Here is a 16,688-nt window from a genome sequence, read left to right as displayed (position 1 = left end):
CAGGGAACTCCGGGCCTGAGCGAATCGCAATCGTTCGACATCACGGTCAACGATATCAACGAAGCTCCAACTGATCTTGGGTTGAGCAATTCAAGTGTTAACGAACATGATCCGGGCGCGATAATCGGAACGGTCAGCGTGACTGATCCGGATTCGGGAGACGCTTTCGCATGGGGGCTCAGCGACAGTCGTTTCGAGATCGTCGGTAATACGCTCAAGTTGAAGACTGGCATCATGCTCGATTCCGATCTTGATTCACCCATTAATCTGCAGGTGACTGCGACGGATATGTCAGGCGCTGGATTGGCATATACCGAAACCTTTTCCATCATCGTCAATGATGGAAATGACGCTCCCTACGCAATTCAGCTCAGCGGTAACTCGATTCAAGGAAGTGCATCCGGAGCGATCGTAGGTGCGGTCAGTGCTAGCGATGTCGACTTGGCAGACACTCACACGTTTACCGTTAACGACAGTCGATTCACCGTCGTGGCAGGGTTTCTAAAGCTGAAAGCGGGTCAGCGTATTGACGCACAGTCCGAACCCACAGTCACGATTGAGGTCACCGCGACGGACGCAGGCGGGTTGTCCTATACGCAAAACTTTACGCTTACGGTTGAAGCTCCCGTCATCATTCCGGTGACCCCGCCAACCGACCCGGGCAGAGCTGACGAACCCGGCAACGAAACCACCGAACCGGACGAGCCAGAACCCGAATCCGAAGACGATTCAAACAATGATGTCGATGAAGGCGAAGGTGACGCAGCAGATGTAGAAGGCAAGGCAAGTGTCCCGCAAGGTTCGGCTCAACCATCAGGAAGTGAAACCGAAGCGAGTACGGATGTGCTGCTCGTGAGCGTGCAGAGTGACTCGACCAAAAGCAGTTCAGAGTTTGTGTCAGAATCGGGCGTGAACGCCATCCTGCAAGAGTCTTACGGCGACATGAGTTTTAGCTCTAGTTCAAACATAAACACATCAAGCTTCGATGCCGAGTCAAACGCCATTAGCCGATTCGGAATCAACAACACTTCGTTGACATTATCGCAAGCTCAATATGTGTTGATGACGCGGCCAGGCGTAATGTGGAACGAACTCGACAAACAATTGGGAACCATTGAATCACAAATTCATGGCGACTTGATCGTCGTCGGTGCCGCGGGTGCTGCTGCTTCGAGCTTCACCGTGGGGGTGGTCGCGTGGGGGTTGAGAACTGGGTTCCTGGCCTCTGGAATGCTCGCACAATTACCGGCTTGGCGTGCCATCGACCCGCTGCTGATTATGCAAGGTGCGGGCGACGGTGATGGTGAATCGCTCGAAGATTTGATGAAACGAAGAAGTGAAGACCTCGACAAGATGGACCATGTTGACGCTGCCAAACGGGGGCCGCAAAACCAATCATGAAAACGATAAAGCAACTTTACAATCGCATACCGATTCGTTTGCGCATCTCCGGCGGCCTCGTCGGATTGATGGTCGGAACGGTACTCTTTGCCAGCGCTTTTGGGTTCTTTCCCAACGAGCAGCGTGAAGTACTGCACGGTAGAGCAAAGGTTTGTGAAACGCTTGCAATCAGCGGTACCGCGATGGCGTCGTCCGAACGTTTCGGCGACCTCGAACTAACAATTCAATCCATTGTGTCACGTGATGAACAGATCGATTCCATTGGTTTCCGTCTGCAATCCGGCGAACTGTTAGTCTCGGCGGGGCCCCACAAAGAGAGTTGGGATCCCTCGTCGAGCGACCACACTCGCTATATGACCGTTCCCGTGTTTCGGTCGTCCAAGCAGTTCGGGACTCTTGAAGTCTCATTCGTCGAAACCGGCGGGTTCTTGGGACTTAACTATTGGGCTCCTGCATGGTTTCTTATTATCATGATTCCAGGCTGCTTAATTCAGTTTTCGTTCTTCTTGAAAAAGACGCTCGACAGCTTGGATCCTAACGGCGCTGTTCCTTCTCACGTGCGATCTGTTTTCGATCGTATGGCCGTGGGCATCATGCTAATGGACGATCGTGATCGGATCATCTTGGTCAACCGTTTGTTCTCCGCAGCGGTTGGGCGTGAAGGTGACCAAATGGTCGGCGAGTGTCCGTCCAAGATGGATTGGATACGAGAAAAAGAATCGGACGACCTCCCTTGGCACGAATCAAAATGCACCGGCGAGATGGTCAGCGGTCGAGTGCTGCACTTTATCGTTGACGACCGAAAGATGACCTTTAGCGTCAACAGCACACCGATTCTCGGATCGGGGGTGATGGTAACATTCGAAAACATCACGCTATTGGAAGAAAACAAACTCGAACTTGCCAAGGCACGCACGGCCGCTGAAGAGGCTAACCAATCCAAGAGCGCGTTCCTTGCCAACATGAGTCACGAAATCCGCACGCCGATGAATGCGGTTCTCGGATTCACCGAAGTTCTGCGTCGCAATATCGTGCGTGACGAAGCGAAACGGCAACAACACCTCAATACGATTCATTCCAGTGGTACGCACCTGTTGAATCTGATCAATGACATTCTGGACATCTCGAAGATCGAAGCAGGTCGTTTAGAAGTCGAATGTATTCCATGTGAAGTTCATCGCGTGATGGCAGAGGTCGTTACGGTGATGCGTGTCCGAGCCGAGGAAAAGGAGATCTCGCTGGAATACGAGTTTGCCGGTGAGATTCCTGCGGTCATCCAGAGCGACCCCGCGAAAATTCGGCAAATTCTCACCAACTTGATTGGGAACGCGATCAAGTTCACCGAAGACGGCGGCGTGCGCGTCGTAGCCTCACTGATCCATGAAGCCGGGCGACCTCAGATTTTGCTGCAAGTTATCGACACCGGTATCGGTATGACAGATGAAGCCGCGGCGAAGATTTTCGATCCGTTCTCGCAGGCTGACGCCAGCGTGACACGTAAGTTCGGCGGGACGGGACTTGGTCTGTCAATCAGTAAGAGTTTCGCTGAAGCCTTGGGTGGTGGAGTTGGTGTTACCAGCGAAGTGGGTGTAGGCAGCGTGTTTGCCGCGATCGTTGATACGGGCGATATCGAAGACGTTGAATTGATTCTTCCGACTCACGAAGACCTAGCGAGCAGCGGTGCCGACGAAGAACATCTCGCTATCAACCTGCCAAACATGAGAGTGTTGTTGGTGGACGATGGTGAAGAGAACCGGCAACTGATGAGCCTGATACTCGAAGAGGCCGGGACTGCCTACGACACGGCCGAGAACGGCTTGCAGGCAGTCGAATTGGCGACGGAAACCGAATACGATGTGATCCTAATGGACATGCAGATGCCCATCATGGACGGATACACAGCGACTCGAACATTGCGATCGCAAGGCTATACCAAGCCAATCGTTGCCCTGACGGCTCATGCGATGCAACAATCCGAACAAGAGTGTCGTGACGCCGGATGCAGTGGTTTCATGACCAAGCCGATTGATTTCGACAAGCTGATTACGACGCTTGCCGAGATTGCGGGAATCGAAGTTGCCATCGCCAAGAAGCCCGAGCCATTGGCAATCGAAGCCGTATCGAAGACGAGAAGCGACGAGCAAGGTCCCGTTCGAACGACCCTGCCAATTCAGAAAGAACGTTTCCGCACGATCGTCGAACAGTTCATCGGAACGCTGGAAAAACGGTGTGATGAAATTCGCGATCTCGTTGACCAAAAAGATGCTGAAAAGATCGCCGAGCTAGCTCACTCATTGACTGGTGCCGCAGGGAATTGTGGACTTCTTCCGCTCTCGGAAGTCGCTGCAGAACTTCGCGAGTCAGCGTCGAAAGAGCAGTGGAATCTGATCCCACGATTTGTTGATCGTTTGAAAGGCGTTGTCGATCGCATTGAATTGCCGGACGCAAATGGAGAGTATCCGATTGCTGATCCGCCACAGTCTCTGCCGGACTCGACGAGCCAAGATAACGACGACGCTCCGATCATCTCGACTTTGCCCGTTCATAAAGCGAAGTTCCATGCGATCGTATCTGGGTTCGTCAACGATCTGGATAACCGATTTGACGCAATGGACAATGCACTTGAACGCGCTGACGAAGAATCTCTTCGACAACTCGCACACGCTATTAAGGGTGCCAGCGGCAATTGTGGCTTTGCGACAATATCTGAAGCAGCCGCACGCATGGAAATGATGGCTCGGGATGGCGATTTGGATTCAATCCCCACACTGGTGAATGAACTTCGCGGGTTGAAATCTCGTATTGAGATGCCCGCGATAGAGGAGGTTTAGTGACGGGCTTGGCAATACGCCAAGCCGGCTGACTATGGTTTTTGCGATACGACCGTTACGAAGCGAACAACTGACCCAACAAACGAGAACCTAGCGAACACTCACTCGTTGAATTGCACACCCATGCTGTCGGTGTCCTAATTTTCACAGGAATGTAGTTTTCCCGGCGAATGACGATTGCGACAAGACTTAATGATTCAGACCAACTCCATCACCGATCTTGCCGACGCTGCCGTAAACGGGTTAGCGCTGCTGACTTGTGGTTTGGGTGAAAGATCCGCCCCGGCATTCTGTGAAACCAAGCACGCTCGAACGGCGCGCATCATGATCGTTGACGATGAGATGATCAACATCGAGATCGTCAAGGCATATTTGGAAGAAGAAGGGTTTACGAACTTTCTGACCACGACTGATTCCTCAACTGCGATTGAGAAAGTCACCACTCAGAAACCCGATATTCTTTTGCTCGACATCAATATGCCTCACATCTCGGGGCTAGAAATTCTTGAACTGATGCGGTCCAAGAAAGACCTGAAGATGATTCCGGCGATCGTCTTAACGGCATCGAATGATCCTGATGTAAAGCTAAAGGCCTTGCGTTTGGGAGCGTCCGACTTCCTGGCGAAGCCAGTTGATCCGAGTGAATTGATGTTGCGAGTGCAGAACGTGCTCGCTGTGAAGGCATACCAAGATCACTTGGCCGACTATTCCGAGCAGCTTGAAAAGCAGGTCATGATTCGGACTCAGGAATTGGTGCTTTCTCGCCAAGAAGCTATCCACTGCTTGGCACGCGCCGGTGAGTACCGAGACGATGATACTGGCCACCACGTCACTCGCGTTGGACGCTACTCAAGGGTGATTGCGGTCGAATTGGGGTACGACGCCAATGATCTCGATTTGCTTGAACAAGCCGCCCAGCTACATGACGTTGGCAAGATTGGGATTCCTGATGCGATCTTGCACAAACCAGGAAAACTTGATCCTCAAGAATTCGACTTGATGCGTTCTCATTGCACGATTGGTCGCAAGATCATCAATCCGCTCACCGAAGAAGAGTCGATCCGCTTGCAATCACATGCGTCAGTCGGCATGCAGATCATGGGGTCAACAAACTCACCGGTTTTGAAACTCGCTTCGGTCATTGCCGCATCGCACCACGAAAAATGGGACGGTTCGGGGTATCCGCTTGGAATTTCGGGCGACGACATTCCGCTAGAAGGTCGCATCGTCGCCGTGGCTGATGTTTTTGATGCTCTCAGTTCTGCGCGACCCTACAAGAAGGCGTTTTCGATCGAAAAGTGCCTGGAAATCTTGAAAGAAGGCCGTGGCAGTCATTTCGATGCTGATGTCTTGGACGCCTTTCTAAGGCGCTTTGATGAGATCTTGGCCATTCACGACGAGTATCTAGATCCCGACTCTGAGTGATTTGGAACGCGGGTGCCCAAAGGCGGTGTTTTAGTTAAACTCTGCCTCATGAACAAACGACTCACCCGGATCAGTAAGTACTTGACGTACATCATGCGTCACGAGCCCCATTCGATCGGTATTAAACCTGACGACGAGGGCTATTTTGTCGTTACCGAACTTGTCGAAAAAGCGAACGCCTCGGGTAAGAGCGTATCGGTCGAACAGGTCCTTGCCGTGGTTGAAGAACACGATAAGAAGCTTTTCTCGCTAAGCGATGACGGCAATCGGATTCGAATCAATTCCGTGTCAAGCAAATCATGACGTTGCAGCCGATTGCGGTTCCTGATCTCATCAAGGACTTGCCGTTAAGTAGTGATGCGGAAACTCTGGTGGATTTCTCGAACGATCAGATCGAGGCATTCATGTTGGCTGATCAAACGATCATCGAGAACTTCGTAACATGTGACTTCCATCTCGTCGCTCAAGCTCTTCGTTGGTTGCAGCAAGAGCACCTCGTTGCTGGCAACCGTTTTTGCGAATGGGGTTGTGGAATCGGTGTCGTCACAATGCTCGCGGCACTGCAGGGAATGGAAGCCGTCGGAATCGAGATTGAGCCTCGACTCGTTGATCTTTCCACCGAGATCGCTCAATCAAAAAATGTTGATGCCAAGTTTTACTGCGACAGTTTCGTGCCTCGACATTCATCGAAGGTTTCCGATTTGGCGGCTGAAGTGGCAAATGTCGTCACCGACGAGGGCGAAGTCTATGAGGAGATCGGGCTAGCGATCGAAGATTTCGATTTGTTCTTCGCGTTTCCATGGCCCGGCGAGCACCACTTTTTTGAAGCGGTCTTTGATGATCATGCTTCCGAAGGATCGTTGTTGTTGACCTACCGTGGCCGTGAAGGAATGAATCTAGTCCGGAAGATTTAGCCCAACACGTTCGTCTTGCCGGTTTCGACCGAATGATCCACTATTGATAAAGGTCGGCGATCTCGAGCATGATGGGCAGTAACGCTGCATCGTATTCCGCGTCGGACAATTCGCTACGTCTTTGACGCAGCGCTTCGTGTTCGCTTTCCAATTCACTGCGTCGTTTCATCTTCTCGGCAGACAATGGTGCTGCCGCACTGTCAGATCGGAAGATCGTGATCTGGCTTGCGAGTAACCCGTCAATGGCAGATCCGTCCTGGCTTTCGCCATCGACGCGGTGGCCACGGAACATGGTTGCTGGGGTGCCTTTCGCATCACCGTTATCATCGATAAGGGCGTGCTCCGTCGCCAGTTGATCGCTGGCTACGTAGTCTTGTCCGACTTGCTTACTAGCCTTCAGGAAGGCTTCGAGTACCGAAACTTCGTCATCATGGTCGATGTCCGATTCGAGCGATTGGATCGCGTTGGAAAACCGTCCGGCAAACCGCGCAAAGTTCTCTTCTTCGCCACTCTTGGTCGCTGTCACGATGACCCGTCGTTCACCGGACAATCGGTCTATGAATGGTCCACTCGATGAAGTCGTGTTTACAAATACGATCGGGCGATTAATGTTCGCGATAGATTCGTTGAGCTGTTTTGCCGACAAATCGGGGCCACGCAGATTGAAATTTGCGATGTCTTCGGCAAAGGTCCCATGACCGATGAAAATAATCCACAAGGGAATGTCATCGGTTTGTGCTTGCTGTTGAAGCAACGCGAGTAGTCGGTCTCGGTCGTTCTTGTCGTCGAGTTCGCTATCTGTTTGGCTATCTGTTTGGCTATCTGTTTGGCTATCTGTTTGGCTATCTGTTTGGCTATCTGTTTGGCTATTGGATTCACCGTCTAGCCCAATCGTTGTTAGAGAGACTTCAGTTTGTTCGGCCAAGGTCTTCCACTTCGTAGCCCAGTCCCGAAACAGGCTTTCGTACTCTGGTTTTCCAGGAGCGCCCACCGCAACGATGACGTCGGCGGACTTAACCACTGCGGACTTTACCTTTGCGGGTTGATCGACTGACGCCTCATCGGCCATCGACACACTACCCAGCAGGACGCTGATCAAAATTAGGCAAACGATTCTCATGCCAATCCTCGCGTACGTCGGATGATCCATTCGCCGCATAAGCATGCGATCGCAATTAGCATGACCCACGATTGGTGCCAAAGTGAAACAAGGTGGGTTTCGGTAACAGGAACATCTCGTGTGGTGAGTTCATCAACAAAGCGATCGAGCTCGGACACTCGAACCAGTTGACCACCGGACTCGATTGCAATTTCCTCTAGCAAGTCTGTGTTGATTTTCAGGTCTGTCCATTCGTTAGCGGCTTGGTCGACTGCCCAACCCGCTTCGTCGCTGCCAATGAAGGATCCATCCTCGTTTTCAGCGGTGAGGGTTGCAAGGTATCCGCCGGTCGATTGGTGCCAAAATTCAGCTTGATATACTCCCGGTTCCTGGTCGGACATTTCAGCGCTGACTTCCATCGATTCGCCCTCCGGAGTCGTCACCGTAAGGCTCAGTTGAGCATTATCTAGAGGTTGGAAATCGGGGTCGCGAATCATGGCGGTGATTTGCGTAGGAAGGTGAGCCGATTGGGACGGAATGACCTCCATTCTCACGCGAGGTGGTACCTCATTGACCAACCATCGAACCAGTTGTCGCCAAGCTCGAGATGAATCTTCGAGTGGCAGGTCCGTAGCGGAACTGGTGCCGCCGATTGCGGCGGGAGTACGCATGGACCATCGCCAAAGGTCGCCCAACGTTAGTGCCGCGGTGCGTCCGGCTCCGAATCGCTGCGTCACTAGAGCGGCTTCGGGTTCGCCGTCGGACGATGTCAGTGTCACCATCGCGCGGGCTCCCGGCTTCAAACTTCCGACCAAATTGACCGATCGAAACTTGGGCATTGTCTGCAATCGGGACTGCTCGGTGGCTTCATTCTCGCGAAGCCGCAACCATGGCGAAAGCCAGCCTTCGCGAGACAGGTTCCAAGTGTATTCTTGATCTTCGTCTAATGCCCGATCAGTGGCACTGAGTCCATCAGTCGGATAAACCGGTGATAAATCGCCCAACGGTGTCCCTCGCATGGACTTGCGGTCAAACGATTCCTGGCCGCCCATCATCAGCAGTCCGCCACCGCGACGATCAACGAAACGTTTTATTCGAAGCATTTGGTCCTGGTTGAAAAAGTCCGCTTCAAGGTCATCGAGAATAAGTGCGTCGTAAAGGAACAACTCTTCGTCTGTTTGCGGAAAACCGGAACTCAATTCACTCGATTCCTTGACGCCTAGTCGAACCATCACCGGTTCGTCGATCTGAGATGCTGTCTCTTCTTCGTCTTTGCCAAGGCCTGCGAACAGCGGATTGGTATCGCTGCTTGCTCCGCCACGAAAGCTAAACTTGGGCTGGCGACCCGCAATGCGAAGCAGGCCCACCAATTCAATTTCATGATCAGCACCCAAGGCACGACGCATGAACTTGAAATCCCAGTTTGGTCTGCCCGCGACATAAAGAACTCGATAGGGACCGCGATCTCGGTCCACAACGACCGTTCGTTTGTTGTTCTCAACGGTGACTTCGGCGTCCGAATTCCTCGGAGCGACAGAGACGGTATAGAACTGCACTCCTGGTTTTTCGGGGCGAAAGCGAAGCGTCACGTTCGTGGGTTTGCCATCGGTCACCGTTACGGTCTGCGACTGAATCAATTTTGATTTGGAAGCCTGGCTCATCAGACTCACCACGACAGATTGGCTTGTAATACCGGTCGACGTGATATTAGCACTCACCGTCGTAGGCGAGGTCTCGAAATTCGTTTGAGCCACACTGACGTCGGCAACTTGAAGGTCGGGCATTTCAACGACACGGTCATCTATCACCGGGAAGATCGGGAAGCCGAGTTCGCCATAGTCGCGTGTTTGCAAAGGCAGATCAGTGGCATTGCCATCGGTCCAAAGGATGACACCGGCCATCGAACGATGTTGCAACCGCGACGCCACGGAATCGATCGAAGAGATTAGCGATGAAGAACGCCCCTTGCCGGTAAGGCCATTCGACGCATCTAAACTGCGGACCTGAGAATCAAAAGCGTAATCTCGGATATCGAACATCTGAGCTAGTTTGGTGCGCCAAGGTTGAACGTCGGCTTCATCACTAGCGACTTGCTGGCTCATGACTTGATGACGAGTCGGTTTGTTCGCGGCAAAGGTCGCGTTCATTGACTCGCTGTCGTCCACCAGCAACGCCATCACGTTCGCTTGGGGGCGTGGCCGGGTCTGCCTTTGCATGGGTTCCAAAAGGCAAGCGAGTAGCAATAGCACTCCCACAACTTTTAGGAGCAAAGCCGCCGTCTTGACGAACCCTAGTCCGCGAGTCGTTAGGTACGACCATGATGCTGCCAGCACGAATGCAACTGCAGCAATGACAACGCCTATGAGCCAATTAGGTGCACCAAGAATGATGTCGCTGAGAATCACTCGCTGATCCCCAAACGCTTGTAGTAAACTTCCAAAGAACGATTGAATTGATTGGGAACGGGATCACGATCAATCGGGACCATCGCATTTCGTTCCGCCGAACGACGCATCAATTCTTCGGCAACGTCGCGTCTAAGTTCCCTTAAAGGCGTTGCGATCAATTCTTCCATCTTGTCGGTAGAGGGCGCTTTGCTGTTTCGGCGGTAGTCGACTCGCATCTCGCGAGTTCGATCTCGTATTTGAGCGGCGCGAGACTTTAGTTCAGGACGATCAACCATCTCTTCGACGTCGCGTAGTGAGTCACTGAATTCCCGGAATCCGTCACCGGTTACCGGAGACGCTGGTCCCGATTCGTTGTTGGCTGCGAGTTGATTGATCACCGATGGTCGTTGATCGTTGTTTGGTGAAGATGGTTGGGAACCAGGCTGCCCCGGTTGTGAACCCTGTCGCGGTGAACCCTGCTGCGAAGTTTGGGATTGCGGGTTCTGAGACGCCGAATTACCAGGTTGTTGCGAATTGGATTGTTCCGGGCTTGCTTGTGGCGGACCGTTCTGAGAAGAGTTCGACGGTTGAGTGTCGTTGGGTTCGGTATCGTTGGGTTCGGTATTGCTGGCTTGTTGTGCCTCGGCCGGCTGATTCCCGCCGTCATTTGAGTCCGAACTTTGCTGTCCAGCAATTTGATCCTCGAGTCTTTCCAATGTCGCCAGGGCTTCTTGCAATGCTTTTTCGGAACTGCCGAGGACTGATTTTGCCGAATCATCAATCGCCTGCTTGAGTTGATTGATTCCTTCCCTAGCCATTGATTCCGCCTCGCGAGCTTGACGGTCGAATCCCAGTTCGTTGAGCTGCTTAGCTTGTTGCAGTCGCGTTTCGACTTCTTGTTTTTGAACCGCCTTAAATCCATCGTAGAGCTTTTCAGCAAGTAGTGGCTCGGTTGCTTCCGCTTGCTCAACCATCGCCTGCATGTCATCGGTCAGTTGTTTCAGCCGATTCGATTGCTGGTCAATCTCTTCAGCAATCTCATCTGATTCGTCACCGGCTCGAAGACCTGCCTGTTGATCATTATCTTGATTGTTAGCGAGTTGTTCGGCAATCTTCTCCTGGCGCTCTTGAAGTTCCTCTGCTTCGGATTGCATTTGACGCAGACCTTCATCGAACTGACCTGCTGACGCTTCGCGAATCTCGTCGCGCAACTGCTCGAGTCGTTCACCGGCCTTTGCGCCCGAAGCGAGCGCCGAGCCGGGGTCTTCGTTTTCGATAGCTTCACCTGCTTTGCGAACATCTTCGCGGGCTTTCTGGAGTTCAGCCTTTTGCGAATCAGCGTTCTCGTCGCCTGATTGCTGTGACTGTTGTTCCATTCGCTCTGCGAGTTCGTCCATGTCGCGAAGCATTTCCTTTTGCTGTTCACGAAGTCGTTTCAACCTTCGCTCGATCTCCTCGCGTTCTTCTTCAGTTTCGGCTTTTCGAATGGCTGTCTGCAGTTCGGCGAGAACACGATTGAGATCCGTTTGACGGCGACTGAGTTCTTTCAGCCGATTCATCACTTGCCGGTTTGCCTTCGCTTGTTCTTGTTCGGCCGACTTCTGAGCTTGGCTTTGCGTTTCGTAGCGATTCTCGTCCTGGTCTAGCTCGAGTTCATCGAGTTGCTTCTGTTTGTTTCGACTCTTCGACGAACTTCCCTGCGATTGTTGCTTTTGACGCGATACATTGAATTCGCGACTTCGCAACTTCAACAATCCACCATAGGCCGCCTGTTCCGACGATTGTGCAGCGGCCAGATCAGCTTCCGTCAATCGAGACACGGCATCCGTCATATCGGACTCGATTTGTTCTGCGATCTCTTTGCTGCGCGAGTCGTTAAGCTTTTGCTGCAACTCGGCAAGCATATCAAGAGCGTCGGATTGTGATTGGGCGACCACTTGCACGTCGGCATCAAATTCCGGTGAATCTTTCTCGCGAGATGTTCGGCCGATGAGTTTCCAAGTTGCGCTAATGATTTCCTTCTGCAGTTCAGCTAATTCGCCAGCCTGTTGTTCGCCTTGGCTCGGGGGGGATTCGCCGCCCGGTGGCGGATCACCCTTGCGAAAGATTTGTTCAAAGGGACGCACATCGGCAAAGTAGATATCGCCCTGAATTCGGCGCTGACTACCCTCGGGGCCAATGTCATCAGCCCACAAGTGATAGGTCAACAATTGATCTTCTTGTGCTTCAAGTTTCTCTAAATCAATTGTGGTTTCCACCACCTGAAAATCCTTGGAATCGGAATCCAAATCCTTTTTAAAGCTGATGTCGACTGGTGAGTTAGATCCGAGAGTGTAAGAGAGCCCTGCTGCGACCAAACCAAAATCGTCCTGTAGTTTTGCACGTACAAGAAACTCTTGCAGCGGAGAGACGCTCGCATCACCACCGGCGATCAGCTCGATCTTAGGAACGCCATTGTCCAGAACTTTCATCGTCAGTCGTGAATCAACCTTGTTCTCGCGTCCCAGGTCGTCGACCAACCGCAGCACGTAGGTGCCGCTGTATTCCAGAGTCATGGTTACCGACGCGGTTTGATCATCACCGATGTCCATGACGACAACGTTTTGAGATTTCGCTTCAACTAGCTCGGCCAACTCGACCGACTTATTGAGCCGACACACCCACGTGACCTTCGTTCCCCGTACCGCTGAAACGCGAACGGTATCTTGAATCGTTTTGTCCTCCAGCGAGGTATAGCTGGGATAGTCAAGACTTGCGTCGCTTCGAAGCATGGCGGGGTAATCGAAGACTTCGACATGGTAAGTGTCACTCTGCCAAATCGGTGTTTTGATTTGATAGTCAAATGTTGATTCGGCAGATGAGAGCAAGGCTGCAAGTACTGGATCGCCCAGGTTTCGTCGCATGGGAATAGAGAACGTTGATCCGTCGTTAGACTTGCCAACTAATTCACCATCGGTAGGAATCGAACTTGGTTCAAAGTCTTGACCAAACCTCGCCGTTACAATTACCGCGGACCCACGTTCCACTTCCGTGTTACCGGGTAAGATTTCAACTCCGTTGAGAGGAATGGTTCGGTCGATGGACGCCGATGCCTGCATCTTGGCTTCGGATACACTGAGCGATGCCAAGACCAAGCCCAGAAACGCTGTGCTCGCGAGCCCCAGCATGCGGCTCCAGAACAGCTTTGCTTTGGACACAACATCAGGCCACGCGTTGGCTCGCGAGTGATCTCTTGCTTCGCGAATGACCTTTTGCTGTAGGTAGCCAAGTTCATCGCCACGTTGGTCGACGGCGGTGATTAACCGCTGGTCAAGCGATGGGAACCTTTTCTCTATTCGGCTGGCAACGCCTTTGACGTCGCGATAGCTTCGGGCGGCCCAAACCAAGGTGATAGCGAAGAAAGTGATTCCTAAAACAAGAATGGTGTAAAACGTTTGCGGCGTGAATGAAGCGAATTGCAGTATCAACATTCCAATGGCCGCTAGCGCAAGAGCAGCGACCGTCCACGTGCGCCAGAACCTCATCTTGCGAAGTCGCGACGTAACGGGACGGATGCGTCGGCCGAGCGCTTCGTTGGTGGAAGTGTCCATCGAGGCGGGAATCTTCTTTGCTTTGCTCATGCTTGCCTCGTTTGAACTTTGGCTAAGATCGTTTCGATGCCTAGTAATCCTAAAGCGACGATCAAGAGAAGTCGCCACAAGGATTGCGAAGATTCGAGTTCGCGATCACGTAGTTGACGCGCCGCGTCCGGAGTGTCTGGCGATGTGTCGTCGGAGATCGAATCGTTGGTGTCCCAAATGGGGACGTTAAGACGATCCAGCCAGTCGACTTCTAACGGCGTCGTGTCGCTTTCACTGGGGTGAAGATTGACGGCAACTGATGTCCCGTCTTCTTTTTCGTAGACTCCGGGTTCGGTGTATTGGTCACCCGTATCGCCAACAAACAAGCTCGAAGTCGACGACGAATCACGCGGGGCACGCAAAAGTCCGTTCATCATGGGAACGAACTTACTCGATAGAGCGAGTTGGCTCTCATCAGGGTGCCAACTACTTGCTAATAAGAATAGCGATCCCTTGCCAATTTTTCGACTGAGGATAGCGGGTGCTTGAGTGTCGAACGCAGCAAGCGTGTGCCATTGGTCGTCAAATTCGTGGATCTCGCGTGTCGACCAAAAGCGAACCTTAGTGAAGTCGTTGAACTTGGGATCGTCAAGGGGCGCAAAGAGCGGGCTGGAGAAGTCAATCTCGCTCATCATGGCGTACTCATCCAACTCAGCTTCACGAACATCGAAGGACTCGTCACCTGAAATCGTTCGGACCGATTGCGTCATCGCTTCCTGCTGATCTCGCTTGGTGAGCAACACAATGATGCGGCCTCCCTCAGTCATGTAGTCTTGAAGCCAGACGGGCGAATCCAGGGTGAGCGGCTCGGATAAGATGATCACCGGGACATCTGCCACATTAGGTGGCCCACTTGCGGGCCAGGTTTGAACGAGTTCGGTTTTGATTTGGTGAATGGAATCGCCTAATGGTACTTGGCTAAGGAAGAAGTACGGTGCTTGTTTAGGCCGATCGGATGTCTTGCCGTAGAACCAGATGGCTTGATTGGTCGGTTTCGGTTTGGTGATGTACCACCGATTGTCGAACGAGTGATCGTCGCCACTTAGGATCAAGCACTCCGCTGGCGGTGTAGCAATGGGCATACGAACGATGCGGCTTTGCCCCGGCAGTACCTGGACTGGCACTGCATTGTTCAATGCATCAACATCAATCGCAGTTGTCAAATCGTTCCGAGTTTTGCCGCTGGCAGTGTCCCACGCGACGGCGAACTGAGACTTGGCTGATTCTTTTGCGTTGGTAACTCGGACTCTCACATCGTTTTGGTCGGTTTGCTCGAGATCTCGATTGCTGACCAGGATTTCAGCCGATGCGTTTGCGCTCGCGGGCGTCGACAAACCAACGGCATCGACAGCAACGTTTTCCGGCCATGCGTACCCCTGAAGTTGACTCGAGTTAGATCCCGATTGCAGATCGCTGATCAACACAATACGAGTGGTGGTGGATACAGAACGCTCCGCTGTTTCTTCGCTGGCAATATCCGCGGCTAACTGAAGAGCCTGTGATAGGTCAGTGGAATGCCATGAGGGGCTGAGGGTTTTGTCGTCGATGATGAGATTCGCGTATTCACATTTCTCGGTAGTGGACATCTCACTTTCAAATCCGATGATCGGTCGAGCTAGCGAATCAAATGCGATGAGGGCGAGTTCGTCTTGAGGATCGACCTTCTTCAAAATCGACCGTAGTTTCTCGGTGGCTTGTGACCAAAGGTTGTTTCGTTTCATGCTTGCGCTGGTGTCGATCACGATAACCACTCGTTCCCTGGCGCCGGCCAAGGGAACAGTAGTAGCGGATCGTAGCAAAGGTCTCGCGAAGGCAATCGCGAGCAATGCGAGAGCAAGAATTCGAAGCAAGAGAAGTGGTAAGTGATCAAGCCGGCTTCGACGAGTCAGCTTAGGCGGAGTCTCTTCGAGAAACATCAACGAGCTAAAAGTCAAATCACTCTTAGGAGTTCGTCGGATGAGGTGAAACAAGATCGGCAATGCGATCGCCAAACCACCAAGTAAGTAGAGCGGTGCGAGGAAGCTCATGAACGGTTCCCCGTGACGGTTTGAGAATCTGGCACTTCTTTTGCGACCTGCGACGCGAGCATGCCGCCTCTCGCGATGCTTGTTTGCCGCGCATTGGATACACGAACAAATTCAAACAAGACATCCGTAAGTGGCTGGTCGGTCGAGACGGTATGCAACGCGACGCCTACTGCATCACAAGTTCGTTGCAGTTTGAGTTGATGAGCGAGAAATTTGGCACGGTATTTCTCTCTCGCCTGTTCAGGGTCCAAGTAAATCTGGCGACCCGATTCAACGTCCGTGACCATGGTTGCTTTGGGAAGTGAAAGCTCTTTTTCACTTGGATCGAGGACACGAATCATGAGCACCTCGTGGCCACGACTGCGCAGTGATGCTAAATGACTCTTTAGCGTTCCGACGGGAGTGAGCAAATCGGAGATTAGCACCACCAATCCACGTCGGGGCACAATGGCTGCGATTTGTGACAAAGGTGTGTCGAGATCGGTTCCCTCGCCACTTGGTTGCCGTGATAGGGCCACCAGCAATCGCCGCAGGTGACCAGGACGTTGGATCGCGGGCACGAAATCGCGAGCCATATCGTCGAACGTTAGCAATCCCACGTTGTCGCGAGTTCGAGTTAGGAAGTAGGCCAGGGTCGCAGATAGAGTTCGCGCGTACTCAAGTTTCGAGTATTCGAGCGATCCGTAGCCCATGGATTTACTTTGATCGAGAACCAAGTAGCAACGGCGGGTGGTTTCGTCTTCAAACTTCTTGACGTATAGACGATCGCTGCGGGCTAACAACTTCCAATCGAGCGACCGTAAGTCGTCACCAACCGAGTACGGTCGGTATTCACTGAATTCGACTGATTGACCATGAAACGGACTGCGGTGCAATCCACCAAAGAAACCTTCGACGATTGTCCTGGCACGCAAATGAAGATGTTCAATTCGCATCAACGCGTGCGGGTCAATCGATGCTTGGGGTGGCGATGCATCGCTCATG

General features: G+C 52.4%; 9 protein-coding genes and 1 pseudogene. 5 read left to right on the top strand and 5 right to left on the bottom strand.

Going from position 1 to position 16,688, the window contains the following annotated elements; translation table 11 throughout:
- The 5 genes and pseudogenes from Pla22_RS25440 to Pla22_RS24820 all read left to right on the top strand — a co-directional run.
- Positions 1-1,401: pseudogene (locus tag Pla22_RS25440) on the top strand (hypothetical protein); the annotation flags it as partial.
- Positions 1,398-4,232 (top strand): sensor histidine kinase, encoded by a 2,835-nt coding sequence (locus tag Pla22_RS24835; protein ID WP_146517591.1) that lies wholly within the window; start codon positions 1,398-1,400, stop codon positions 4,230-4,232. The pseudogene Pla22_RS25440 and the gene Pla22_RS24835, both read left to right, overlap by 4 nt.
- A gap of 192 nt (positions 4,233-4,424) precedes the next feature.
- Complete coding sequence (locus tag Pla22_RS24830; RefSeq protein WP_146517590.1) at positions 4,425-5,657, top strand: HD domain-containing phosphohydrolase; 1,233 nt, start codon at positions 4,425-4,427, stop codon at positions 5,655-5,657.
- 48 nt (positions 5,658-5,705) lie between these two features.
- On the top strand, positions 5,706-5,960 hold the full coding sequence (locus Pla22_RS24825; protein WP_146517589.1) for an RNA 2'-phosphotransferase: 255 nt from the start codon (positions 5,706-5,708) through the stop codon (positions 5,958-5,960).
- On the top strand, positions 5,957-6,571 hold the full coding sequence (locus Pla22_RS24820; protein WP_146517588.1) for a hypothetical protein: 615 nt from the start codon (positions 5,957-5,959) through the stop codon (positions 6,569-6,571). The genes Pla22_RS24825 and Pla22_RS24820 overlap by 4 nt, the downstream gene beginning before the upstream one ends.
- 40 nt (positions 6,572-6,611) lie before the next feature.
- Here Pla22_RS24820 and Pla22_RS24815 read toward each other — a convergent pair whose 3' ends face one another.
- From Pla22_RS24815 to Pla22_RS24795, 5 genes are read right to left on the bottom strand one after another with little or no spacing between them, the layout of a single operon-like run.
- The gene (locus Pla22_RS24815) at positions 6,612-7,691 is read right to left on the bottom strand and encodes a hypothetical protein (RefSeq protein WP_146517587.1); all 1,080 of its coding nucleotides are present in this window, start codon (positions 7,689-7,691) and stop codon (positions 6,612-6,614) included.
- Positions 7,688-10,075: a hypothetical protein gene (locus tag Pla22_RS24810; protein WP_146517586.1), complete on the bottom strand. Its 2,388-nt coding sequence runs from the start codon at positions 10,073-10,075 to the stop codon at positions 7,688-7,690. The genes Pla22_RS24815 and Pla22_RS24810 overlap by 4 nt, the downstream gene beginning before the upstream one ends.
- Positions 10,072-13,677, bottom strand: a complete 3,606-nt coding sequence (locus Pla22_RS24805; RefSeq protein ID WP_146517585.1) for a proline-rich domain-containing protein — start codon at positions 13,675-13,677, stop codon at positions 10,072-10,074. Before Pla22_RS24805 ends, Pla22_RS24810 begins: the two co-directional genes overlap by 4 nt.
- Positions 13,674-15,704 (bottom strand): BatA domain-containing protein, encoded by a 2,031-nt coding sequence (locus Pla22_RS24800; protein WP_146517584.1) that lies wholly within the window; start codon positions 15,702-15,704, stop codon positions 13,674-13,676. The genes Pla22_RS24805 and Pla22_RS24800 overlap by 4 nt, the downstream gene beginning before the upstream one ends.
- Positions 15,701-16,687, bottom strand: a complete 987-nt coding sequence (locus Pla22_RS24795; RefSeq protein ID WP_146517583.1) for a DUF58 domain-containing protein — start codon at positions 16,685-16,687, stop codon at positions 15,701-15,703. The genes Pla22_RS24800 and Pla22_RS24795 overlap by 4 nt, the downstream gene beginning before the upstream one ends.
- Between the last annotated feature and the right edge of the window lies 1 nt (position 16,688).

This window comes from Rubripirellula amarantea (genome assembly GCF_007859865.1).
Lineage (GTDB): Bacteria > Planctomycetota > Planctomycetia > Pirellulales > Pirellulaceae > Rubripirellula > Rubripirellula amarantea.
Note: the sequence above shows the minus strand (reverse complement) of the source record. Positions and strands in the feature narration are given on the sequence as shown.

Bases quoted from the DNA above. Each gene is read 5' to 3' on its own strand.
- Pla22_RS24835 (WP_146517591.1), top strand. From the start codon at position 1,398: ATGAAAACGATAAAGCAACTTTACAATCGCATACCGATTCGTTTGCGC.
- Pla22_RS24830 (WP_146517590.1), top strand. From the start codon at position 4,425: ATGATTCAGACCAACTCCATCACCGATCTTGCCGACGCTGCCGTAAAC.
- Pla22_RS24805 (WP_146517585.1), bottom strand. From the start codon at position 13,677: ATGAGCAAAGCAAAGAAGATTCCCGCCTCGATGGACACTTCCACCAAC.
- Pla22_RS24820 (WP_146517588.1), top strand. From the start codon at position 5,957: ATGACGTTGCAGCCGATTGCGGTTCCTGATCTCATCAAGGACTTGCCG.
- Pla22_RS24825 (WP_146517589.1), top strand. From the start codon at position 5,706: ATGAACAAACGACTCACCCGGATCAGTAAGTACTTGACGTACATCATG.
- Pla22_RS24795 (WP_146517583.1), bottom strand. From the start codon at position 16,687: ATGAGCGATGCATCGCCACCCCAAGCATCGATTGACCCGCACGCGTTG.
- Pla22_RS24800 (WP_146517584.1), bottom strand. From the start codon at position 15,704: ATGAGCTTCCTCGCACCGCTCTACTTACTTGGTGGTTTGGCGATCGCA.
- Pla22_RS24815 (WP_146517587.1), bottom strand. From the start codon at position 7,691: ATGAGAATCGTTTGCCTAATTTTGATCAGCGTCCTGCTGGGTAGTGTG.